General features: G+C 66.8%; 19 protein-coding genes. 11 read left to right on the top strand and 8 right to left on the bottom strand.

The window, feature by feature from the left end:
- The first annotated feature begins 8 nt into the window (after positions 1-8).
- From GGR61_RS13110 to rpoH, 3 genes are all read left to right on the top strand, one after another.
- A complete protein-coding gene (locus tag GGR61_RS13110; RefSeq protein ID WP_184408008.1) occupies positions 9-851 on the top strand; it encodes a response regulator in 843 nt (280 codons plus the stop codon).
- Entirely contained in the window at positions 848-1,573 is a 726-nt protein-coding gene (gene ung, locus GGR61_RS13105) for a uracil-DNA glycosylase (protein WP_184621860.1), read from the top strand. The genes GGR61_RS13110 and ung overlap by 4 nt, the downstream gene beginning before the upstream one ends.
- Positions 1,574-1,771: 198 nt before the next feature.
- Entirely contained in the window at positions 1,772-2,647 is an 876-nt protein-coding gene (gene rpoH, locus GGR61_RS13100; RefSeq protein ID WP_010370120.1) for an RNA polymerase sigma factor RpoH, read from the top strand.
- Positions 2,648-2,793: 146 nt separating this feature from the next.
- On the opposite strand, the gene GGR61_RS13095 is transcribed toward rpoH, so the two are convergent.
- A complete protein-coding gene (locus GGR61_RS13095; RefSeq protein ID WP_184621858.1) occupies positions 2,794-3,408 on the bottom strand; it encodes a trimeric intracellular cation channel family protein in 615 nt (204 codons plus the stop codon).
- Between the two features lie 52 nt (positions 3,409-3,460).
- Positions 3,461-4,753: an NAD(P)/FAD-dependent oxidoreductase gene (locus tag GGR61_RS13090; RefSeq protein WP_184621856.1), complete on the bottom strand. Its 1,293-nt coding sequence runs from the start codon at positions 4,751-4,753 to the stop codon at positions 3,461-3,463.
- Between the two features lie 118 nt (positions 4,754-4,871).
- Here GGR61_RS13090 and GGR61_RS13085 point away from each other — a divergent pair, with 118 nt between their 5' ends.
- Genes GGR61_RS13085 through GGR61_RS13075 form a run of 3 tightly spaced genes read left to right on the top strand, consistent with a single transcriptional unit; the run spans position 4,872 to position 6,864 of the window.
- Complete coding sequence (locus tag GGR61_RS13085) at positions 4,872-5,378, top strand: hypothetical protein (protein ID WP_184621854.1); 507 nt, start codon at positions 4,872-4,874, stop codon at positions 5,376-5,378.
- Complete coding sequence (locus GGR61_RS13080; RefSeq protein WP_184621853.1) at positions 5,375-6,205, top strand: NYN domain-containing protein; 831 nt, start codon at positions 5,375-5,377, stop codon at positions 6,203-6,205. The genes GGR61_RS13085 and GGR61_RS13080 overlap by 4 nt, the downstream gene beginning before the upstream one ends.
- Positions 6,202-6,864, top strand: coding sequence for a glutathione S-transferase (locus GGR61_RS13075; protein ID WP_276568260.1), 663 nt, complete (start codon positions 6,202-6,204; stop codon positions 6,862-6,864). Before GGR61_RS13080 ends, GGR61_RS13075 begins: the two co-directional genes overlap by 4 nt.
- 341 nt (positions 6,865-7,205) lie before the next feature.
- On the opposite strand, the gene GGR61_RS13070 is transcribed toward GGR61_RS13075, so the two are convergent.
- The gene (locus tag GGR61_RS13070; protein ID WP_184621849.1) at positions 7,206-9,428 is read right to left on the bottom strand and encodes a primosomal protein N'; all 2,223 of its coding nucleotides are present in this window, start codon (positions 9,426-9,428) and stop codon (positions 7,206-7,208) included.
- Positions 9,429-9,897: 469 nt separating this feature from the next.
- Here GGR61_RS13070 and GGR61_RS13065 point away from each other — a divergent pair, with 469 nt between their 5' ends.
- From GGR61_RS13065 to sppA, 4 genes are all read left to right on the top strand, one after another.
- Positions 9,898-10,935, top strand: a complete 1,038-nt coding sequence (locus tag GGR61_RS13065; RefSeq protein WP_184621847.1) for a hypothetical protein — start codon at positions 9,898-9,900, stop codon at positions 10,933-10,935.
- Between the two features lie 4 nt (positions 10,936-10,939).
- Entirely contained in the window at positions 10,940-11,527 is a 588-nt protein-coding gene (locus tag GGR61_RS13060; RefSeq protein ID WP_184621927.1) for a DUF3106 domain-containing protein, read from the top strand.
- Positions 11,528-11,922: 395 nt separating this feature from the next.
- Complete coding sequence (locus tag GGR61_RS13055; protein WP_184621845.1) at positions 11,923-13,299, top strand: MATE family efflux transporter; 1,377 nt, start codon at positions 11,923-11,925, stop codon at positions 13,297-13,299.
- Between the two features lie 85 nt (positions 13,300-13,384).
- The gene (sppA, locus tag GGR61_RS13050) at positions 13,385-15,286 is read left to right on the top strand and encodes a signal peptide peptidase SppA (RefSeq protein ID WP_184621843.1); all 1,902 of its coding nucleotides are present in this window, start codon (positions 13,385-13,387) and stop codon (positions 15,284-15,286) included.
- Positions 15,287-16,044: 758 nt separating this feature from the next.
- On the opposite strand, the gene GGR61_RS13045 is transcribed toward sppA, so the two are convergent.
- Complete coding sequence (locus GGR61_RS13045) at positions 16,045-16,260, bottom strand: hypothetical protein (RefSeq protein WP_184407997.1); 216 nt, start codon at positions 16,258-16,260, stop codon at positions 16,045-16,047.
- Between the two features lie 105 nt (positions 16,261-16,365).
- Here GGR61_RS13045 and GGR61_RS13040 point away from each other — a divergent pair, with 105 nt between their 5' ends.
- Positions 16,366-17,142 (top strand): SDR family oxidoreductase, encoded by a 777-nt coding sequence (locus tag GGR61_RS13040; protein ID WP_184407996.1) that lies wholly within the window; start codon positions 16,366-16,368, stop codon positions 17,140-17,142.
- Between the two features lie 383 nt (positions 17,143-17,525).
- Here GGR61_RS13040 and GGR61_RS13035 read toward each other — a convergent pair whose 3' ends face one another.
- The 4 genes from GGR61_RS13035 to GGR61_RS13020 all read right to left on the bottom strand — a co-directional run bounded on the left by GGR61_RS13035 (position 17,526) and on the right by GGR61_RS13020 (position 22,086).
- Positions 17,526-18,182: a DUF4124 domain-containing protein gene (locus GGR61_RS13035; protein WP_184621841.1), complete on the bottom strand. Its 657-nt coding sequence runs from the start codon at positions 18,180-18,182 to the stop codon at positions 17,526-17,528.
- The gene (locus GGR61_RS13030; RefSeq protein WP_184621839.1) at positions 18,179-18,934 is read right to left on the bottom strand and encodes a DUF4124 domain-containing protein; all 756 of its coding nucleotides are present in this window, start codon (positions 18,932-18,934) and stop codon (positions 18,179-18,181) included. Before GGR61_RS13030 ends, GGR61_RS13035 begins: the two co-directional genes overlap by 4 nt.
- 89 nt (positions 18,935-19,023) lie before the next feature.
- The gene (locus tag GGR61_RS13025) at positions 19,024-19,587 is read right to left on the bottom strand and encodes a Sua5/YciO/YrdC/YwlC family protein (protein ID WP_184407993.1); all 564 of its coding nucleotides are present in this window, start codon (positions 19,585-19,587) and stop codon (positions 19,024-19,026) included.
- A 6-nt stretch (positions 19,588-19,593) separates the two neighbouring features.
- Entirely contained in the window at positions 19,594-22,086 is a 2,493-nt protein-coding gene (locus GGR61_RS13020; RefSeq protein ID WP_184621837.1) for a DNA topoisomerase I, read from the bottom strand.
- Positions 22,087-22,093: the final 7 nt, after the last annotated feature.

The raw sequence follows: 22,093 nt of genomic DNA, 5'->3' as shown, positions 1-22,093 counted from the left end.
CACCTGCCATGCATCCATCAGACCTCAAGCATCTGATCAGCGACGCGCCGCGCGTGATGGTGGTCGATGGGTCCAAGCTGGTGCGCAAGCTGATTGCCGATGTGTTGAAGCGCGACCTGCCCAACGTGCAGGTGATCGGTTGTTCCAGCATCGCCGAAGCGCGCCAGGCGCTGGAAGCCGGTGCGGTGGACCTGGTCACCACCTCGCTGTCGCTGCCCGACGGCGACGGCCTGGCGCTGGCGCGCAGCGTGCGCGAAGCGGCCGGGCAGGCGTATGTGCCGGTGATCGTGGTGTCCGGCGATGCGCAGCAGCACCTGGTGGAGCGCCGCTTCACCGAATACGTCACCGATTACTTCGACAAGGCGCTGGGCCACGAAGCCCTGGCGACCTTCATCCGCGGTTATGTCCAGCCCGAACCGGTGGTGGGCGCGACCGTGCTGTACATCGAAGACAGCCGCGTGGTGGCCGAGGCGACCAAGCGCATGCTCGAACGCCAGAGCCTGAAAGTGGTGCACGTGCTGACCGCCGAAGACGCCTTCGCGCTGCTCACCGCCGAATCCTTGGGCCGCACCGAGCGCCGCATCGACGTGGTGCTGACCGATGTGACCCTGAAGGGCGAACTCAACGGCCGCGACGTGGTCGAGCGCATCCGCATCGATTTCGCCTACGGCAAGCGGCGCCTGCCGGTGCTGGTGATGACCGGCGACACCAATCCGCGCAACCAGTCCGACCTGCTGCGCGCCGGTGCCAACGATCTGGTGCAAAAACCCATCGAAGAACGCCTGCTGGTGACCAAGGTGTTGTTCCAGTTACGCCTGGCACGGCTTGAGGACCAGGCGGTCACGTTGTGACGGAAGTGGAGGCGCGTATCCAGCTGGAGCCGTCGTGGAAGACGCAGGTGGGCGATTGGTTGCTGCGCCCGGAGATGCAGGAGCTGTCCGCCTTCCTGCGCCAGCGCAAGGCGGCCGGGGCGCGGGTGTTTCCGCCGGGTCCGCAGATCTTTGCCGCCTTCGATGCCACGCCGTTCGAGCAGGTCAAGGTGGTGATCCTGGGCCAGGACCCGTATCACGGCGAAGGCCAGGCGCATGGGCTGTGCTTTTCGGTACTGCCCGGCGTGCCGGTGCCGCCGTCGCTGCTCAACATCTACAAGGAGATCCAGGACGATCTGGGCATCGCGCGTCCGGATCACGGCTATCTGATGCCGTGGGCGCAGCAGGGCGTGCTGCTGCTCAATGCGGTGCTGACGGTGGAGCAGGGACGTGCCGGCGCGCACCAGAACAAGGGCTGGGAAGGCTTCACCGACCATGTCGTGGAAACCCTCAACCGCGAGCGCGAAGGTCTGGTGTTCCTGCTCTGGGGCAGCTACGCGCAGTCCAAGGGCAAGGTCATCGACCAGGCGCGCCATCGCGTGTTCAAGGCCCCGCATCCCTCGCCGTTGTCGGCGCATCGCGGTTTCCTGGGCTGCAAGCACTTCTCCAAGACCAACGAGCATCTGCAGCGCCGCCGGATCAGTCCGATCGACTGGTCGCTGCCGCCGCGTAACGTCTTGGACACCACCTCGGCCGGCGGCTGAACGGGCCCGGCGCCGGTCGATTCTGCAATGGAGTTGTCACGGTCTGCGCAGGGCTGTGGTGGTAATTTAAGGTTCGAATTCGGGATGCTGCGCGGTAGAACGCCGACAAGGCCAAAAGCTCGAATGTCCTATAAATGGAACGCTGGGAACTCTTTCTGTACCCGGCAGTCCAATAGTTCGACTGCTAAGATGGTGCCTATGAACCAGACTACCTCGACTGCCCTTGTGGCAAACAATCTCCCGATTCCCAGTGCGCTCGGTTCGCTGGACGCCTACATCGGTGCCGTGCACCAGATCCCGGTGCTGTCGGTCGATGAGGAACAGAATCTGGCCCGTCGCTTCCGTGACGAGCTGGATCTGGACGCCGCGCGCGAACTGGTCCATTCCCACCTGCGCTTCGTGGTGCACGTGGCCCGCGGCTACAACGGCTACGGCCTGCCGCTGGGCGATCTGATCCAGGAAGGCAATATCGGCCTGATGAAGGCGGTCAAGCGTTTCGACCCGGACATGGGCGTGCGTCTGGTCAGCTTCGCGGTGCATTGGATCCGTGCGGAAATGCACGAGTTCATCCTGAAGAACTGGCGCATCGTCAAGGTCGCCACGACCAAGGCGCAGCGCAAGCTGTTCTTCAACCTGCGCAAGTCCAAGACCCGCCTGGGCTGGCTCAATGCCTCCGAAGTGACTGCGGTTGCCAAGGATCTGAACGTCTCCGAGCGCGAAGTGATGGAGATGGAGTCGCGTCTGTCCGGTCGTGATATCGGCTTCGATGCCTCGTCCGACGAAGACGACGATCACGGCCCGCCGTCGCCGGTGAGCTATCTGGTGGCCAACGAGGAAGATCCGTCGCAGGCTTACGAGCGCCACGACAGCGAAGACAATCAGCTGCAGTTGCTGCGCGAAGGCATGGCCGGACTGGATACGCGCTCGCGCGATATCGTCAAGCGTCGCTGGCTGGACTCCGACTCCAAGGTGACCTTGCAGGAGCTGGCCGACGAGTACGGCGTGTCGGCCGAGCGTATCCGCCAGATCGAGGCGAATGCGCTGAAGAAAATGAAGGCGCTGTTCGTCGCCTGATCGGTTCGATCACGCGCGACAAGGTGCAAAGACGGCCCGGTTATCCGGGCCGTTTGCGTTGCAGGGGTGCAGCTTTCATGGCCTTCAAGACGCTGACGGACCGTCCCGGATGATGCGGCCGGCATCGTCGTGTTGGCCGAGGACAGCTATTCCGGCAGACGCGCCACCGGCAGATGCCAGCCATAGCGGATCGCCATGAAACGCAGGCCAAAACACACGCCGGCGCCGGTTGCCAGCGACCAGGCTTGCGGCACGCCGAGCACATGGCCGATGGCCACCAGTCCGCCGCCGGCAAGCGCGGCCACCGCATATAACTCCGCCTGCAACACCACCGGCGTGCGTGCGACCAGCAGGTCGCGTGCGATGCCGCCGCCGATGCCGCTGAGCATGCCCAGCAAGGTGGCGCTCAGCGGGCTGAGGTGGTAGTCCAGCGCCTTGCTGGTGCCATAGACCGCAAACAGTGCCAACCCGGCCGCGTCGAACAACTGCACCGGGTTGCGCAGCCGTTCCACTGCGCAGTGCCAATAGAAACCGGCGACGCCGGCCAGGCAGGCGGTGAGCAGATACTGCGGATGCACCAACGCAGCCGGCGGGGTGGCACCGATCAGCACGTCGCGCACGATGCCGCCGGACACCGCCGCCGCGCATGACAGCACCAGCACGCCGAACAGGTCCAGACGGTTGCGCACCGCCACGGTCGCCCCGCTCAGGGCAAACACGAAGGTGCCGAGCAGATCCAGCAGGAACAGCACAGTGGTCACGATCAGCGCATCGAATCGGGCCGCACAGCATCGCGCACGGCCGGTGGCGCTGTCATCCGTCCTTGCTGCTGGGTGGCGGGTCGTTGGTGGCGCCACCGAAGATGATGCGTGCGGCGCGCTGGTAGCTCCAGTACGCCATCGCCCAGTTCACCAGCACCACGAAGCGGTTGCGGAAGCCGATCAGGAAGTAGACGTGCGCGGCCAGCCAGAACCACCACGCCACGATGCCGGACAGCTTGAGCTTGCCGACATGCACGATGGCAGCCATGCGGCCGATCGTGGCCAGGTTGCCGTAGTCCTGATAACGGAACGCCGGCGCGGCCTGGCCGCGCTGACGTGCGCGGATCGCCTTGGCGATGTGCTTGCCCATCTGCTTGGCCGCCGGCGCCACGCCCGGCACCGGGCGGCCGTCCTGCTGCACCGACGCCAGATCGCCGCCAACGAAGATTTCCGGGTGGCCGGGCACGCTCAGGTCCGGCGCCACCACGACGCGGCCGGCGCGATCCAGCGGCACGCCCAGCGTGCGCGCCAGCGGTGAGGCCGCCACACCGGCCGCCCACACCACAGTACGCGTCGGCACGAAGGTGTCGCCGAGCTGATAGCCCAGCGCATCGATATGCGTCACCGGGGTGCCGGTGTGCACTTCCACGCCCAGCCGCTCCAGCTGCTTGCGTGCCTTGTCGGTGAGATCGTCCGGGAACGAGGGCAGCACGCGCGGGCCGGCTTCGACCAGGCGCACGCGCGCCTGTCGTGGATCGATATGGCGGAATTCGTCCTTGAGCGTGTGGCGGGCGATTTCCGCCAGCGTGCCGGCCAGCTCGACGCCGGTCGGGCCGCCGCCGACCACGGCAAAACTGAGCCAGGCCGCGCGTGCGGCCGGGTCGGATTCGGCTTCGGCGCGCTCGAAGGCGAGTAGTAATTTGCGTCGCAACACCAGCGCGTCGTACAGCGTTTTCAGGCCCGGCGCATGCTCGGCCCATTGATCGTTACCGAAGTAGGCATGGGTGGCGCCGGTGGCCAGCAGCAGCATGTCGTAGCCGAGCGTGTTGCCATCGGCGAGCACCACTTCGCGGCGGGCCGGTGCGATTTCAGTGACATCGCCGAGCAACACTTCGACATTGCGCTGTTCGCGCAGGATGTGGCGCAGCGGCGCGGCGATATCCGGCGCCGACAGGCCGGCGGTGGCGACCTGATACAGCAACGGCTGGAACAGGTGATGGTTCTGGCGGTCGATCAGGGTGATGCGGATGCCGGGATCGTCGAGTGCGCGGGTAGCCCATAAACCGGCAAAACCGCCACCAACCACGACCAGGTGCAGCGGAGCTTGGGAGGGGGAGGAGGTCATCGTAAGGTCCGATGGAATGCGACTTGGTCTTATCAGCATGCCGCATCGGCCATGAACATGACGCCTGATTGCGTCCTGCCTGCGGCATCATGTTGCAACCCATCGATCTGGTGACTGCATGCCGTCATTACCGCCACCGTTGCCCCCGCTGCCATCCTCTTCGCCCACGACAGCCCCGGCTGCTGCGCGTGCGACCGGAAACAAACGCAGTGGCGTGACGATCGGCCTGATCGGGTTGGCGGCCTGTGCGGTGCTGTTCGGCCTGGTGGTGCTGGGCGCGCTCGGCTGGCTGATCGTCTTCGGCTGGTCGCTGTTTGCCGATCAGGCGCGTACCGCGCTGCAGGACGATGCGGTGGTGCAGGAACATATCGGCCACATCCACACGATGCGGGTGGACCTGGTGCGCACCGGTCTGGCGCCGGGCGACGACGATTTCGTGTTCACGGTGGAAGGCGATCGCGGCCGCGGCCGCGTGCATGCCACCTGGGTCAGTGCCGGGTCCGAGCGTGAGGTCCTGCGCGATGGCGTGTTGACGATGCACGACGGCAGCCAATACACGCTGCCCTCCGACGATGCCACCGACAGCGAAATCGATACCGAATCCGCCAACTCCTTCAAGGAATGACCATGATCGACAATCCCGACAAACGCATCGCCTTGCTGGTTGATGCCGATAACGCGCCGGCCGGCAAGATCGACGTGGTGCTGGCCGAAGTGGCGCGCTACGGCGTGGCCAACGTGCGCCGCGCCTACGGCAACTGGAAGAGCCCGCACCTGAAGGGCTGGGAGGCGGCGCTGCACGAATATGCGATCCGGCCGATCCAGCAGTTTGCCTATAGCTCCGGCAAGAACGCCTCGGACATGGCGATGGTCATCGATGCGATGGACCTGCTGTACGCGCGCAATCTGGACGGTTTTGCGATCGTCTCCAGCGATGCGGATTTCACGCCGCTGGTGATGCGTCTGCTCACCGATGGCATGAAGGTGTATGGCTTCGGCGAGAAGAAAACCCCTGCGCCGTTCGTCAATGCCTGCTCCAAGTTCACCTATGTCGAAGCGCTGGGCGAGCAGGCGGCAGCGGCCAGCGACACCGCCGCCGGCCGCAAGGACGCCACCGCGCTGCGCGGCGACACGCGACTGGTGCAGATGCTGCGCAACGCGATCGGCAGCGCCTGCGAAGACGATGGCTGGGCGCATCTGGGTGCGGTGGGCAAGCAGGTAGCCAACCAGGCCTCGTTCGATCCGCGCAATTACGGCTATCGCAAACTCAGCGATCTGGTGCGTGCGATCGGCGTGTTCGAGATCAAGCAGGACGAGCAGGCCTTGTGGGTGCGCGATGCGCCCAAGGGCGGGCAGGCGAAAGCCGCGCAACCTGCGGCCGCTGCTGCAGCGCAGACCTCTCCCGCAAAGCGTCCGGCACGCAGGACGCAAAAATCCACAGCAGGAAAATGACCATGGCAAACGCAGCGACGCACTCGGCGACAGGCAATCCCTCGGTCACGTTATGGGGGCGGCGCAATTCCAGCAATGTGCGCAAGGTGCTGTGGTGCGCCGAAGAAGCCGGGCTGCCGTATACCTCGATCGAAGTCGGCGGTGCGTTTGGCGGTAACGACACGCCCGCCTATCGCGCGCTCAATCCCAATGGCGTGGTGCCGACGCTGCAGGATGGCGAATTGGTACTGTGGGAATCCAATGCGATCGTGCGCTATCTGGCCGCGCAGTACGCGCCGGCCTTGTATCCGCAAGCCCCGGCCGAGCGCGCGCTGGGCGATCGCTGGATGGACTGGACCACCTCCACGTTTGCCGGCGTGTTCCGCGACCTGTTCTGGGGCGTGCTGCGCACACCGGAGGCCGAGCGCGACCACGCACGCATCGCCGCAGCGTTGGCCCGCTCGAGCGAACTGCTTGCGCGCGCCGATGCGGCGTTGGCGCAGCAGCCGTATCTGTCCGGCGCGCAGTTTGCGATGGGCGATATTCCGCTGGGTAGCTTTATCTACGCGTGGTTCGAAATGCCGATCGAGCGGCCCGAGCTGCCGCACCTGCAGGCGTGGTATCAGCGTCTGCGTACGCGGCCTGCGTACCAGCGTGGCGTGATGACGGCGCTGACCTGAGTTGCGATGCGTCGTCCGGGCCTTCCCATGACGTCGCACGTGTGGCGGACGGCGTGGTATTGGCTTCGGCGTGATGGTTGAGACACTTGTCCGATCAAGAATCCACAACCGGGTGCGGTTGATGGAGCGAGGCGTGGCTCGGCTCGGTGTTTGGTTCACGGATAGCCGCACACGCGCCGACGACAGCACCGGCTCGATTGCACTGTGGGGAAATCGTCCCCGGCGCTGCCCCGATGACATCCGACTATCGTGGCAGCGCACGTGCGCGTGCGCATCACCGGTAATGCGCACGCGGGCGTGCTCCTGCCAAAGTGGCTTGGTCGGCAGCAACAACACCCGGCTCAATACAGATCGATCGGGTCCACATCCAGCGACCAACGCACCCGTCGCGCCTGCGGCAGTGCGTAGATCGCAGGCAGTTGCGCGTCCAGCAAGCGATGCAGCGCCGAGCGTTGTTGCGCGGACAACAACAACTGCGTGCGTTGAAACCCGGCGCGGCGCGGCATCGGTGCCGGCATCGGCCCGTAGCATTCCACTGCGGCAAACGCAGGCGATTGCGCCGTGGTATCTGCCGTGGTCAAGCCACGCACGGCCATCAAAAACTGATTGGCGGCCGCCACATCCTTGGCCTCGGCGCGGAACAGCGCCAGATGCGCGAACGGCGGAAATCCGGCTGCCTCGCGCTGCTGCAGTTCGGCATCGGCGAAGGCGTGGTAGCCGCCGTTGACCAGGGTCTGCAGCAAGGGGTGTTCGGGGTGATGGGTCTGCAGCCAGACCTCGCCAGGGCGGTCGGCCCGCCCGGCGCGTCCGGCCACCTGGATCAGCTGCTGGGAGAGTTTTTCGGCGGCGCGGAAATCGGCCGAGAACAGCCCTTCGTCGATGCCGACCACCACCACCATGGTCAGCCGTGGCAGGTCGTGGCCCTTGGCCAGGATCTGCGTGCCGACCAGGATGCCGGCCTCGCTGCCCAGGCGGGCGAGCTGGGTCTCCAGCGCATCGCGGCGTTGGGTGGTGCTGCGGTCGATGCGCACGACAGGAAACTCCGGGAACGCTTCGGTCAGGCGTTCTTCCAGCCGCTCGGTGCCGATGCCTTGCGGCTGCAGCGCCAGGCTGGCGCAGGCCGGGCAGGCCAGCGGTGCGGGCTGGCGCGCGCCGCAGTGGTGGCATTGCAGACGCCGGCCGCCGGCATGCACGGTCATCGGGGTCTGGTGCAACGGCGTGCTGCAGCGCTGGCAGGCGGCGGTCCAACCGCAATCGTGGCACAGCAGCACCGGCGCATAGCCACGGCGGTTCTTGAACACCAGGACCTGTTCGCCGCGCGCCAGGGTGGCGCCGATGCCGGCCAGCACCTCTGGTGACAGCCCATCCTTGAGCGGGCGCTTGCGCACGTCGAGCACGCGCACGCGCGGCGGACGCGCTTCGCCGGCGCGGCGCGACAGGCGCAGGTGCTGGTAGCGGCCGGCGTAGGCGTTATGCAGGCTTTCCAGCGACGGCGTGGCGCTGCCCAGGATCACCGGCACATCCAGTGCCTTGCCGCGCACCAACGCGAAGTCGCGTGCGTGGTAACGGATGCCATCCTGTTGCTTGTAGCTGCCGTCGTGTTCTTCGTCGATCACGATCAGCCCGGCATTCGGCAGCGGGGTGAACACCGCCGAACGCGTGCCGACGATCAGCTTGGCCTCGCCGCGCCAGGCGGCCGCCCACACCCGCGCCCGCTCGCCATCGGACAGCCCCGAATGCAGCGCGTGTACGGGTACGCCGAGGCGGGCGCGGAAGCGGCCCAGGGTCTGCGGGGTCAGGCCGATTTCCGGCACCAGGACCAGCGCTTGGCGACCGCCTGCCAGGCAGTCGGCGATCGCCTGCAGGTAGACCTCGGTCTTGCCGCTGCCGGTGACGCCGTCGAGCAGATAGGTGGCAAACCCGGTCTGCGCGCGGATGGCGGCGGCGGCGGCTTGCTGTTCGTCGTTGAGCGGTGGCCCGTTGCCGGGACGCGGCGGGATGCTGTCTGCCGGCACCGCCACGCGCTCGGCATAGTGGCGCTTGGCCAGGCTGCGCGCGGCCTCGCGCCAGTGCGGCAGCAGCGGCTCCAGCTGCTCTTCTCCCACCGCGCCGGTGAGCAGCAGGGTGGCCAGCAGAGCGGGGCGGCTGCCCGCGCGCAGGCTGGCAGCGCCGGTGCGGCCAGCCTCGGTCAGCTGCCAGGCCCAGGCGTGGGTGTCGGCCAGCGGCTCGCCGCGACGCAGCGGGCCGGGCAGCGCACTGGACTGGACTTCCCCCAGCGGGGCGTGGGTGTAACGCGCCAGCCACTGCAGCGAACGGGCCAGCTCCTCCACCAGCAACGGCGCGTCGTCGCACCATGCCAGCGCCGGGCGCAGCCCCTCGGCCGACGCCAGTTGCCCGATGTCCACCACCACCCCGACCAACTCGCGCGGCCCGAACGGCACCCGCACCCGGCAACCGACCCGCGCCGGGTCGGCCAGCGGGGCGTCGGCCGGGGGCAGGTAGTCGAACAATTGGGGCAGCGGCACCGGCAAGGCGACGCGCAGGGTGGCAACGGTCGAAGGCATCCGGCCAGTCTACCGACCCTGTGCAGCCCCCGGCAGAGGCCTGCCGATACCCCTAAATGGGGACGTCGCCAGACCGGGCGTTTCTGTGACGGAAGTGATAAATCGGACGTAAACCTATGTGAGGGCTAAGGAAACGGGTTTATCCACACCGCCTGTGGATAAGCCTGTGAATTAGTCTCGTGCTCCACGCTGTGAAGGCGGATTCACTAGCCTCTGCAACCTGTTGGACATTTTTTAGCCAATCGACATAAGTGTATATCTATCAATTACTTAGGCGTGAAACACGAATGCAACAAAGAAAAATCAACAGTTGACAGACGCCTGCGTATCGGTATGTCTGCCGCTGTGCACAACCCGCTCAGGTAGCAGCCGCATCCGGCGCGAGGGCGGAGTGGAGCCGGGTCGATCTGTCAAGCCATCGGCGAGCGGCAATCGCGTCGGTATCATGCCGGCCGATGCTGGAGTTCCCATGACCGTAGTCCCCGACGCCCCCGTGACCCCCGCCGCGCTGTCAGCCTTCTTGCGCGGTGTCGAACGCCGGGGTCTGGTGCTGGCGCAATTGCAATGTGGTGACGGGGCGGCCGCCGAGCGCGCCCTGGCAGCGGCGCTGCGTGCCTTCAGCAGCCAGGCGGCCGGTCGCCCGATGGCAGGGTGGCCGATGCGCTTCTGGAGCCTGCTGGCCACCGCACCGCCGCTACGGCGCGAACCGATGCCCGGCACCTGGCTGCCGCCGTTCACGGCCCTGGGACGGATGCACAGCGCCGATCGGCTGGCGCTGCTGCTGCGGATCGTGGCCGGTCTGGAAGAAGCGCCTGCCAGCGAGGTCCAGGACACCGACGTGGCGGCCTATCGCCAGTCGTTGGCGCGCGCCTGTCCGCGCGATGCGGCCGGCAACCCGGATGGGCAGGCCTGGCGGGTACTGGCCGAAGCGGCGCAGCAGGAACTGCGCGATCTCACCCCGGCCCAGTTGAACCGATTGGGGCAGCTCCGCGATTCCGCCCTGGCCGGCATGCCGTTGCAGCCTGCTGCGGCTGCGGCCGTGACGGCGTCCCCCGAGCCGCCGCGCCCAGCGGCCCGACGCGTGCGCGCGGTGCGCCAGTGGCGCTGGCCACGCATCGGGCGTCGCCATGCCGGCAGCGTCCTTGGCGTTCTTGCCCTGGCGTTGCTGCTCGTGGCGCTGGGCTGGTGGTGGACCCACCGCCGGCCTGCGTTGCCGCCCGAGCCGGTCTCGCAGGCGCCGGCCGGCGTGCTGCACGTCACCGACGCCGCGCCGGTGCTGGTGGAAGAACTTCCCGCCGCCGACCTGCCCGATGCCGCCGCCGCCCCCGGCATGGATCCGCGCGACCAGGCCATGCTGGCCGACCCGGACCTGGAGCTGGCGCGTTCGGCGGATTTCTATGCCTGGTATGCGGCCGGTCATCCGATGCCGGCCGACGAGTCCGGCGCGCATGCCACGGCCGCCGACCAGCCCGCCGCCACGTTGGAGACCATCGATGACGAAAATTAAAGCGATGACCACCATCGCGTGGTACGGCCTGCTGTTGTCGGTTGTCGCCGGCATGGCCGCTGCGCAGACGCTGCCGACGCCGCTGCAGGAAGGCGCTGCTGCCGCACCATCCAGCGCTGCGACACCGGCGACCCCGAGCGCCGCGCAACAACGCGCCCGCTTCGATGCCTTGACGCCTGCGCAGCGGGCCGAGCTGCGCGCGCGCTATGCGGCCTGGAAAGGCCTGACCGCCACCGATCGGGTGGTGCTGCGGCAGGCACGCGAGCGCCTGCATGGCTTGCCCGAGGACCAGCAGCGCGCACTGCGCACGCAGTTCAACGCGATGGATCGTCTGCATCGCGACGGCTGGCGGCTGGGCTCGCAGTTGGGGGCGTTCTATCCGCAGTTGCAGCCGTTGATCGGCTACGTGCCGGCGGCGCAGCGCGACAGCGTGCTGGCGATGCTGCGCAGCCTGGATGCCGGGCAACTGGAGCAACTGGGGGTGCTGGCGCAACGCACGCCCCCGCAGGACCGCGCCGCCTTGCGCGATGCCCTGCTTGCGCAGGCGCCCGCCACGCGCAGCACCTGGCTGAAGCGCCAGCTGTCGCGTTAGACATGCGCAGCGACAACGCGCTCATTGCTGGCGCGCGTTGAGCGATCTGCAGATAAGTAGCAAGCTCACTGCATCAGGCGCGCAGGGCCGGCGGCCTGCATCGCACGTCCACGCCGCTGCTGACCAGGGGGCTTCCCTGCCCGGCAACGGCACGCTCGCTGGCTTTGCGCAGTGCCGGTTGGCGTCGATGCATGCGACCACTGGCGTCGCGTCCTGCCGACGCCAGCTGAATCCCGACGTCGGACCTCGAACCGGCGTAGACGCCAACAGACCAGTCGATGTCGCGGCCCGCTGCCATGAGGTCGGGCGACAAGTGCGGGTAAGATGACGGCCCCGCGCGACCCGGTGCCAGCGCCTCCCGGCCCGACCGTAGTCCGCGCAGCGATCGGTTGTTCATGTCTGTTTCTCCTGTCCCCGCGTCCGTGACGCCAGGCTTCGGCTCGGAAGTACGCACCACCGGTCTGCTCGCATTGCCGCTGGTGCTCGGTCACGTCTCCACCGGCCTGATCAGTTTTGTCGACAACGTCATCGCCGGCCACCATGGCACCGCGACCCTGGCCGCGGTCACCGTCGGCACCTCGCTGTTATGGCTGCCGATGCTGGTGCCGATCGGCACGTTGATCTCGTTGACCGCCTCGGTGTCGCAACTGGTCGGTGCCGGGCGCGAACGCGAGATCGGGCCGCTGTTCCGCCAGGCGTTGTGGCTGTCGCTGGGCCTGGGTGCGGTGATGTTCGCTTTCCTGAGCGCGGTTCCGCCGCTGTTGCCCACCTTCGGGATTGCGCCGGATATCGTGCCGGGCGCGACCGACTTCCTGCATGCGGTGCGCTGGGGCGGGCCGGCGCTGACGTTCTACTTCTGCATGCGCTACCTCAGCGAAGGCATGCATTGGACGCTGCCGACGATGCTGGTGGGGTTCGGCGGCCTGCTGGTACTGGCGCCGCTCGGCTATGCGCTGACCTACGGCAAGTTCGGGCTTGCCGAGCACGGTGCGCAAGGCCTGGGCATGGCCTCGGCCATCACCATGTGGGCGCAGGCGCTGGTGTTCGCGCTGTATCTGTGGCGCTCGCGTCGCTTTGCGCACCTGGAATTGTTCAGTCACCTGGAAGGGCCGCGCTGGCGCGCGATCGGTGAGCTGCTGCGGACCGGCCTGCCGATCGGCATCACCGTGTTGATGGAAGGTGGTCTGTTCATCGTCACCGCGCTGTTGATCGGCCGGCTGGGGTCCACCGAGGCGGCGGCGCATCAGATCGCCATCAACGTCGCCCAGCTGTGTTTCATGGTGCCCATGGGCGTGGCCGAGGCCACCACGGTGCGCGTCGGCCATGCGGTCGGGCGCGGCGATCCGCTGGGCATGCGGCGCGCGGCCTGGGCCGGCTACGCCATCGTGCTCGGCACCCAGGCCTTCTCGGCCAGCGTGCTGTTGCTGGGCCACGACGCCATCGTGAGCGTGTACACCGACGACGTGGCGGTAGCCGCGTTGGCCTCGGTGTTGCTGCTGTACGCGGCCACGTTCCAGTTTCCCGATGGCATCCAGGTGCTCTCGGCCGGTGCGCTGCGCGGGCTCAAGGACACCCGTGTGCCGATGTTCCTGGCGATGTTTTCCTACTGGGGGCTGGGCATGCCGCTCGGTGCCGGGCTCGGCCTGTGGCTGGGCTGGGGGCCGCAAGGCATGTGGATTGGCCTGATTCTGGGCCTGACCGCCGCGGCGATCCTGATGGGGCTGCGTTTCAGGCAGACCAGCCGGCGTCTGACTGCCATCGTGACCCCCTGACTTCCAGCGCATGCCGCGCGCGCTGCCCAGCCGGTATGCTGGACACCAGTGATCTATACGCAGCGCCTTTTCGACGGAGTTTTCCATGAACCACCCCGTGCATCGCAGTCCCATCGCCACTTTTTTCGTCGGTCTGTGGGATGTGATGAATTTCACCCGGCGCCTGATCTTCAACTTGGCGTTCTTCGGCTTTTTGTTCCTGCTTCTGCTGCTGTTCGTGGTGGCGCTCGCGCGCGGCGATGGCTCCAAGCCGCTGGCCGACCGCACCACGCTGGTGATCAATCCGGAAGGCAAGCTGGTGGAGCAGTTCAGCGCCGATCCGGTGAGCCGTTCGCTGGCCAAGGCAGTGGGTGACAAGAGCGCCCAAGAAGTGCAGCTGCGTGACCTGGTACGGGTGATCGAGGCGGCCGGCAAGGATCGCAAGATCGAGCGGGTGCTGTTGAACCTGGACAAGTTTCAGCCCTCCGGTTTCGCCTCGCAGCGCGAAGTGGCTGCGGCCTTGCAGAAGCTGCGCGCTTCCGGCAAGCAGATCGTGGCCTTCAGCGAGAGCATGAGCCAGGACCAGTACCTGCTCGCCGCGCAGGCCAACGAGGTCTATCTCGACCCGATGGGCAGCGTGTTGCTGGAAGGCCTTGGCCGGTACCGGCAGTACTTCCGCGAAGGTCTGCAGGACAAGCTCGGCGTGGACGTGCATTTGTTCCGCGTGGGCGAGTACAAGTCCGCCGCCGAGCCGTACATCCTCGACGCAGCCTCGGCCGATGCCAAGGAAGCGGATCTGTTCTGGATGAACGATGTGTGGCAGCGCTACCTGGGCGATGTGGGCACCGCGCGCAAGCTCAGCCCTGCGCAGCTGACCGCCGGCATCGACACGCTGCCCGAAGGCGTGACCGCCGCCGGTGGCGACCTGGCCAAGTTCGCGCTGCAGCAGAAGCTGGTCGACGGGCTCAAGACCCGCAACGAAGTCGATGCGCTGCTGACCAAGCGCGGCGTCGCCGACAGCGATGCCGATGCCGGTTTCCGCAATATCGATTTCGCCGGCTACCTGGCCCAGTTGCAGGCACAGGGCTCGCCGATGGACAGCCGTCCGCAGGTGGCCGTGGTGGTGGCCGCTGGCGAGATCAGCGGTGGCGAGCAGCCGGCCGGCCGCATCGGTGGCGAGTCCACCGCCGCGTTGTTGCGTCAGGCGCGCAACGATGAAGAGGTCAAGGCGGTAGTGCTGCGCGTGGATTCGCCCGGCGGCGAAGTGTTCGCCTCCGAGCAGATCCGTCGCGAAGTGGTCGCGCTCAAGCAGGCCGGCAAGCCGGTGGTGGTGTCGATGGGCGATCTGGCCGCCTCGGGCGGTTACTGGATCAGCATGAATGCCGACCGCATCTATGCCGACCCGTCGACCATCAGCGGCTCGATCGGCATCTTCGGCATGGTGCCGAATCTGACCCGCGCGCTGGACAAGATCGGCGTGCATACCGATGGCGTGGGCACCACGCGGTTCGCTGGCGCCTTCGACATCACCCGGCCGCTGGACCCGGCCGCCGGCCAGGTGATCCAGGCGGTGATCAACAAGGGCTACGCCGACTTCACCGGCAAGGTGGCGCAGGCGCGTCACCAGTCGGTGGATGCCATCGACAAGGTCGCGCGCGGCCGCGTGTGGAGCGGCGCGCAGGCCAAGGAACATGGGCTGGTGGATGCGTTCGGCGGCATGTCCGAAGCGGTAGCCGATGCGGCCAATCGCGCCAAGCTGAGCAAGGGCAAATTCCGCGTGCACTATGTGGAAAAGCCGGCCACACCGTTCTCGCAATTCATGAGCGGCTTTGCCGGTAGCCGCATGGGCGCCTGGATGCTGGGCGATTCGGGCATGGCGCGCGCGCTGCTGGCGCGTTCGCTGCCGGAAGTCGATACCCAGCTACGCTTCGTCGAAGATGCCGTGCACGACAGCAAGGCCGGCGGTACGCCGGTCAAGTCGCTGGCGTACTGCTTCTGCGGCTTCTGACGCAGCACGGTTTGCACTCGATGCATCGACAACGCCGGCCATGTGCCGGCGTTGTTGTTTCTGTAATCGTCGTGCATCGCGTGGTGCAGCCCGAGCGGCGTTGCACGTGTTGGCTGCATCCGGTGGATGTTCCGATGGTGCATGCAGCGACCGATTAAGAGCGGCTAACAAAACGACTTCGCGTCAGCCTACGGCAGGCCGGCTGATCTGCGGCCTGGCTGCAGGGCCCTTGCCCGCCCAGCGTCGCGGGACACGCTGCAAGGACGTCCTTGTCAGCGCTTACGCGGCATCCATGCCGCGTAAGGTCCCGCGACGCTGGACGGGCAAGGACCAGTCGAGATGGTCGGCATGCATGGGTTTAAATAAAGCAACCAGCGGAGTCTCTGGTGAGGGCAGCGCGCATTCGACCCACTCAGTGTTTGATCTGGATTTCTGACGGCATCCACCAAGATACGACCGACAAAACCACTGCACTCACTGACAGGTGCTCGCTCGCCAGGTGTTGTTAGCTGCTCTAAATCACTACGCTCACGGGCTGGTGTGCGTGGCCGCTGCTCGCGTGGCCTATGCCACGTCAATACGGCGGTTACGCGCGCTGCGCTCGCGCATCTGACAGCCGCTCGCCGTGACGCCGAGGCTGTGTAGCGATTGCCTCATCCGGTAGCGTGGTAGCGCAGCAGTACGCGCACCATCTCACGCGTCTGCCGCACTCTTCTAGCGATGCCATGTTGTCTGGCGCAACCTGTGAGGTGCTGGATTTACTGCGTGGCCGCATCGATCGCCTTGCGCTGATCGTCAGCCGCCTGAGCGGTCGCTGCCTGCACGGCGTGGGCCTGGTCCAACGGCTTGTTGATATGGTCGCGCAGGGCGGTGGCCTGCGGTTCGGGCTTTTGCTCGGTGGGCGCAGGTTGCGGCCGCTGACAGGCGCCAAGCAGCAGCACAAGGCTGGCCGTTAGAGTCCAATGCAGTTTCATGGTCGTGACCTCGCTCGGGGTGGCGGTATCCTAACCCCCGCGCCGCATGCACGCGTCAACTGCGCTGCAGCGGCCGTTTCCTGCGTCTTGAAAAGGATCACCCACGTGACAACCCATCGCTGGCGGCTGGATGGACAGACCGCGCTCATCACCGGCGCCAGTGCCGGCATTGGTTTTGCCATCGCACGCGAACTGCTCGGCTTCGGCGCGGATCTGCTGATGGTCGCGCGCGATGCCGATGCGTTGGCGCAGGCACGCGACGAGTTGGCCGAGGAATTTCCCGAGCGCGAACTGCATGGCCTGGCCGCCGATGTGTCCGACGACGAAGAACGTCGCGCGATTCTGGATTGGGTGGAAGACCATGCCGATGGGCTGCATCTGCTGATCAACAACGCCGGCGGCAACATCACCCGCGCAGCGATCGATTACACCGAAGACGAATGGCGCGGCATCTTCGAAACCAATGTGTTTTCCGCTTTCGAACTGGCGCGTTATGCGCACCCGTTGCTGGCGCAACACGCCGCCTCGGCGATCGTCAATGTCGGTAGTGTCTCGGGCATCACGCACGTGCGCAGCGGTGCGCCTTACGGGATGACCAAGGCGGCATTGCAGCAAATGACGCGCAATCTGGCGGTGGAGTGGGCCGAGGACGGCATCCGCGTCAACGCGGTGGCGCCGTGGTACATCCGCACGCGGCGCACCTCCGGTCCGTTATCGGATTCGGATTACTACGAGCAGGTGATCGAACGCACCCCGATGCGCCGTATCGGCGAGCCCGAAGAAGTCGCTGCCGCCGTCGGTTTTCTGTGTCTTCCGGCCGCCAGTTACATCACCGGCGAATGCATTGCGGTAGATGGCGGCTTTTTGCGTTACGGGTTTTAGCCAGCAGACGACTGCGCGCGCCGTCAGGCGGGTGCGCTCAGTGGCCGCGATCGGCATGCAGGCACGGATGTTCCGCTGCATGTCCACGCGAATCATGTGACGGGGTATAGGCCGCGCTCAAGCGGGACGAACGATGCCCATGCACTCGTTGCGTGGACGTGCTTGCGCGACGCTCGTCTGCGTCGTGCTCGCCATGCGCGCAATGTGGATGGCAGACGTTACTCGGCGGTTGTCGGGTACAGGAAGGAAGTAACTTTTCATCGGTGTGGGCTGCATCGCTTCCCCCGCATCGCGGGGGAAGGTGCCCGAAGGGTGGATGGGGGCATCGTCGACGCGCAGCGGCGATGCCCTGCCGCCGACCCCTGCATTCCCGCATGCATCACTCAAGGCGTGGCGGAGGGATTCGCGCAGCGACTTTCGTCCAGCACCCGCCGCATTTGCGCGTAGCGCTGTTGGCGTTCGGTCGATTGCGCCTCGTCGGCGAAGCGCCAGGCCGACTCGGCCTGCTCGGCACGTTTGCGCCAGGCCTCGCACAGGCTCTGGTCCGGCACCGGCGCACAGCGGTCGGTGACCACTTCGCAGGCGCTACCGCCGCCGGTCGCCGGACCACCGGCCAGATTGGTGGTCTGCATCGGCAGGCAGCGCGTGGCCGGCTCGCGGTCTTCGGTGAAGTAGCGCCCGTTGTCGTGCGCCGTGCACTCGAACAGCGGCGGTGGCGGCAGTGTGGACGTGGAGGTCATGGCCGGCGGCGCCGAGGCCACCGCCGCTGGCGCCGTCGAAGCTGCGACCGCAGGGGTGGAGGTTTGCGGAGCAGGGCGTGGCGCCGCACGCGGCGGCGATGCCGCACTGGACCCGCCTGGCGAAAACGGCACCGCCGCCGGTGCGGTCATCATCTTCTTCTGCTGTTGCATGCCTTTTGGGCACGGCATGTTCTGCACCGTGAGCGCGCCGCCGGAATCGGTACAGCGGTAAATGGCCACCTCCTGTGCATCGGCGACGCAGGCGCACACCATCAGTGTCACCAACAGCCAGCGCCTCATGCGCCGCCGCAATCGCGTTGCAGGCGCGCGTCTATGCCGCGTTGTTCGCGGCTGAGGTCTTCGCGCTCGCTCTGCAGGGCACTGTTGTAGCGCCGGATCAGCTCCCAGCGACGATCGGCCAGCCGCGAGCACACTTCCTGTTCGGGCAGCGCATTGCACTGGTCGCGGATCTGCACATTGCCGTAGGGCACGATCAGCGTCTGCCCGACGCCGTTGACGTAACCGCCGCCGCCATACCCGCCGCCGCCGCCCCGGTAGTAGCCGCCGCCCCCGCCGCCGGCCTGCAGCGAGTCGCTGCTGCCGGCAGGGCGTGGACCGGGCGGGCGGATGCCAGGCTGACGCGGTCCGGGCCGTCGATACGGGTCGCCGGCCACATAGGCCGGGCCCCAGGTCGGCACCCAGCGCGGATTGCCCTCGGGACTGTCGCTGGTATAGCGCTCGCCTTCGGCAGTCAGGCACTCATACATCGGTTGCGGCGGTTGCACGGTGATGATGCGCACCTCGCGCTGGGGGGCTGCGACAGCGGCAGGCGCTGAACTGGCGCGCTCCGGTCGCGGCGGCGGATCCTGCGGGCGCTGCAGGTCCAGTACCTGCTGGCGGCCGCTGCTGCACGGCGCATCCTGCAGGGCGACGGTGCCGGCGCTGCTCACGCAGCGATAGATCCGCACGTTAGGATCCGGTTTGCTGGCGGCACTGGCCGCCGACGCCGGCAGCGCGGTGACCAGTAACAGAAAAGTCAGGACGGTACGCATGGCCGCAGTGTGCGCGTCTGCCCGGCGATGGGCAAAGGGCAACCGGGTTCGACAGGCAGGCGGGCCGACAGGCGGCGTGCGCCGACGACTCACTCGCGCAGGATTTGGCCGCTACGTGCATCGCGGATCTGCGTCGGTTGCGCCAGCGCGCCTACCTCGCCCTCCACAACGCCATCGATGCTGGCCACCAGGGCCGGGTCCAGTGCCTGACGGCTGCGTGCAGGTGGCTCGCCTGCCAGGTTGGCACTGGTGGACACCAACGGGCCGTCCCAGGCCGCGCAGAGCGCGGCGACCACCGGATGGGCGCTGATGCGCACCGCCAGTCCATCGTGATCGCCGGTCACCCAGCGCGGCGCCTGGGCGTTGACCGGCAGGATCCAGGTGTGCGGGCCCGGCCAGCTGGCCAAGACCTCCTGCTTGCGTGCCGGTTCCAGCGCGTCGAAGTCCACCCAGTCATGCAAGACGTCCACGCTGGCAGCCACCACGATCACGCCCTTGGCGACCGGCCTGCGCTTGATCGCCAGCAGCCGTCGCACGGCCGTCTCCTGACGCGGGTCGCACCCCAGTCCCCACACCGCTTCGGTGGGATAGGCGATCACGCCACCCTGGGCCAGGGCGGCGACAGCACTGTCCAGACTGAGCGTGTGGTCCATGAGGTCTTAGCCTGCCGCCTTGCTGACGGCCTTCTTGACCACGCGCTTGGCGGCCTTCTTGGCAGTGGCCTTCTTGGCCGGGGCCTTTTTCGCGGCGGTCTTGGTGGTCGCGGTCTTGGTCGCGGTCTTCTTGGCCGCAGTTTTCTTCGGCGACGAATCCTTGACCGTGTTCTTCTTGAGCGTGGCCTTCTTGGCGCCGAAGCCCTTGCGCACCGGTTTGCCGGTATCGGCCAGCAATTGCTGCACTTCCTCCAGCGTCAGCGATGCCGGCTCACGGTCCTTGGGGATCTTGCCGTTGAGTTTGCCGTCGCTGATGTAAGGGCCGAAGCGGCCGTTGAGGACCTGGATGTCGCTGCCTTCGAAGCCCTTGATCACGCGGTTGCGCGCGATCTCTTCCTTCTCTTCGATCAGGAACACCGCGCGTTCCAGATCGATGGTGTACGGGTCGTCTTCCTTCTTCAGCGAGGCGTACACGCTGCCACGTCGTGCAAACGGGCCGAAGCGGCCGATGCCGACGCTGACGTCCTGGTCCTTGTCCTGGCCCAGCGCGCGCGGCATCTTGAACAGTTCCAGCGCGTCCTCGATCGAGATCGAATAGATGCTCTGGCCGGGACGCAGCGAAGCGAAGGTGGGCTTTTCCTCGTCTTCCACGGTGCCGATCTGCACCATCGGGCCGAAGCGGCCGATGCGGGCGCTGACTTCCTTGCCGCTGACCGGGTCGGCGCCGAGCACGCGCACGCTGCCGGCGTCGGTCTTGTCCAGCGAATCCTTCTTGTCCTCGACCAGTTCCTTGAACGGGCCCCAGAACTTCTCCATCAACGGGATCCATTCCGCCTCGCCACGCGAGACTGCATCCAGGTCGTCTTCGAGCTTGGCGGTGAAGTCGTAGTCCACGTAGCGGGCGAAATGCCCGGACAGGAACTTGGACACCGCGCGGCCCACGTCGGTGGGACGGAAGCTGCGGCCTTCCATCTCCACGTACTTGCGGAACTGCAGGGTCTGGATGATCGAGGCGTAAGTGGACGGCCGGCCGATGCCGTATTCCTCCAGCGTCTTGACCAGCGCCGCTTCGGTGAAGCGCGGCGGCGGCTGGGTGAAATGCTGATCGGTGACGATGCGGTCCAGCGGGATGTTGTCGCCGGCCTTCATCAGCGGCAGCTTGCGGCCTTCGTCCTCGTCTTCGCTGCTCTTGGTGTCCTTGCCTTCTTCGTAGACCGCCAGAAAGCCCGAGACCACCACGGTGGTGCCGCTGGCGCGGAACACGTGCTCGCTGCCGGCCGACAGATCGACGCTGACGGTGTTGAGCGTGGCCGGGATCATCTGGCAAGCCACCGCGCGGCGCCAGATCAACTCGTACAGGCGACGCTCGTCCTCGGACAGGAAGCGCGCCACCTGCGCCGGCGTGCGCAGCGCCGAGGTCGGACGGACCGCCTCATGCGCTTCCTGCGCGTTCTTGGATTTGGTGGTGTAGGCGTTGGGTTGATCCGGCAACGAGGCGGTGCCGAAATCGCGCGCGATCACATCGCGGATTTCCGACAACGCGTCCTGCGACAGGTTCACCGAGTCGGTACGCATATAGCTGATCAGACCGACCGAGCCCTCGTCGCCAAGCGCCACGCCTTCGTACAACTTCTGCGCCACCTGCATGGTCTTGCGGGTGGTGAAGCCGAGCTTGCGCGAGGCTTCCTGCTGCAGCGTGGAGGTGGTGAACGGCGGGGCAGGGCGACGCTTGCGCTCCTTGCTGGCGACATCGGTGACGTGCAGCACGCCCTGTGCGGCCTGCTGGATGCGCAGGCGCGCCGCCTCGGCGGTGTCGCCGTCGGTCACGGTGAACTGCTCGAACTTCTGCCCGTCCAGCTTGATCAGGCGTGCATTGAACGGCTGCGACGGATGCCGGCAATGCGCATCGATGGACCAGTACTCGCGCGCGATGAAGGCTTCGATCTCTTCTTCGCGCTCGACGATCATGCGCAGCGCCGGCGACTGCACGCGGCCGGCCGACAGGCCACGCTGCACCTTGCGCCACAGCACCGGCGACAGGTTGAAGCCGACCAGATAGTCGAGCGCGCGGCGCGCCTGCTGCGCATCGACCAGGTCGGCGGCGATCGGCCGCGGCTTGAGCATGGCTTCCTTGATCGCGCGCGGGGTGATTTCGGTGAACACGACCCGCTGCATCGGCTTGTCCTTGAGCAGGCCGCGCTCTTTCAGGATCTCGGCGATGTGCCAGCTGATCGCCTCGCCCTCGCGGTCCGGGTCGGTCGCCAGAAAGATGTCGTCGGCGGTCTTGGCGGCGCGGGCGATCGCTTCGACGTGCTTCTCGTTCTTCTCGATCAGGTCGTAGCGCATCGCGAACCCGTTGTCCGGATCGACCGCGCCCTCCTTGGGGACCAGATCGCGCACGTGCCCATACGAGGCCAGGACGGTGAAGTCCTTGCCGAGGTATTTATTGATCGTCTTGGCCTTGGCGGGCGATTCGACGATGAGCAGGTGCTTGGGCATGGTGGCA

Origin of the sequence: Xanthomonas sp. 3058 (genome assembly GCF_014199765.1) — a bacterium.
GTDB lineage: Bacteria > Pseudomonadota > Gammaproteobacteria > Xanthomonadales > Xanthomonadaceae > Xanthomonas > Xanthomonas campestris_B.
The sequence above is the reverse complement of the archived record's forward strand: the minus strand, read 5'-3'. Positions and strand labels throughout refer to the sequence as shown.

Bases quoted from the DNA above. Each gene is read 5' to 3' on its own strand.
- GGR61_RS13110 (WP_184408008.1), top strand. From the start codon at position 9: ATGCATCCATCAGACCTCAAGCATCTGATCAGCGACGCGCCGCGCGTG.
- rpoH (WP_010370120.1), top strand. From the start codon at position 1,772: ATGAACCAGACTACCTCGACTGCCCTTGTGGCAAACAATCTCCCGATT.
- GGR61_RS13090 (WP_184621856.1), bottom strand. From the start codon at position 4,753: ATGACCTCCTCCCCCTCCCAAGCTCCGCTGCACCTGGTCGTGGTTGGT.
- GGR61_RS13085 (WP_184621854.1), top strand. From the start codon at position 4,872: ATGCCGTCATTACCGCCACCGTTGCCCCCGCTGCCATCCTCTTCGCCC.
- GGR61_RS13080 (WP_184621853.1), top strand. From the start codon at position 5,375: ATGACCATGATCGACAATCCCGACAAACGCATCGCCTTGCTGGTTGAT.
- GGR61_RS13075 (WP_276568260.1), top strand. From the start codon at position 6,202: ATGACCATGGCAAACGCAGCGACGCACTCGGCGACAGGCAATCCCTCG.
- GGR61_RS13070 (WP_184621849.1), bottom strand. From the start codon at position 9,428: ATGCCTTCGACCGTTGCCACCCTGCGCGTCGCCTTGCCGGTGCCGCTG.
- GGR61_RS13065 (WP_184621847.1), top strand. From the start codon at position 9,898: ATGACCGTAGTCCCCGACGCCCCCGTGACCCCCGCCGCGCTGTCAGCC.
- GGR61_RS13060 (WP_184621927.1), top strand. From the start codon at position 10,940: ATGACCACCATCGCGTGGTACGGCCTGCTGTTGTCGGTTGTCGCCGGC.
- GGR61_RS13055 (WP_184621845.1), top strand. From the start codon at position 11,923: ATGTCTGTTTCTCCTGTCCCCGCGTCCGTGACGCCAGGCTTCGGCTCG.
- sppA (WP_184621843.1), top strand. From the start codon at position 13,385: ATGAACCACCCCGTGCATCGCAGTCCCATCGCCACTTTTTTCGTCGGT.
- GGR61_RS13045 (WP_184407997.1), bottom strand. From the start codon at position 16,260: ATGAAACTGCATTGGACTCTAACGGCCAGCCTTGTGCTGCTGCTTGGC.
- GGR61_RS13035 (WP_184621841.1), bottom strand. From the start codon at position 18,182: ATGAGGCGCTGGCTGTTGGTGACACTGATGGTGTGCGCCTGCGTCGCC.
- GGR61_RS13030 (WP_184621839.1), bottom strand. From the start codon at position 18,934: ATGCGTACCGTCCTGACTTTTCTGTTACTGGTCACCGCGCTGCCGGCG.
- GGR61_RS13025 (WP_184407993.1), bottom strand. From the start codon at position 19,587: ATGGACCACACGCTCAGTCTGGACAGTGCTGTCGCCGCCCTGGCCCAG.
- GGR61_RS13020 (WP_184621837.1), bottom strand. From the start codon at position 22,086: ATGCCCAAGCACCTGCTCATCGTCGAATCGCCCGCCAAGGCCAAGACG.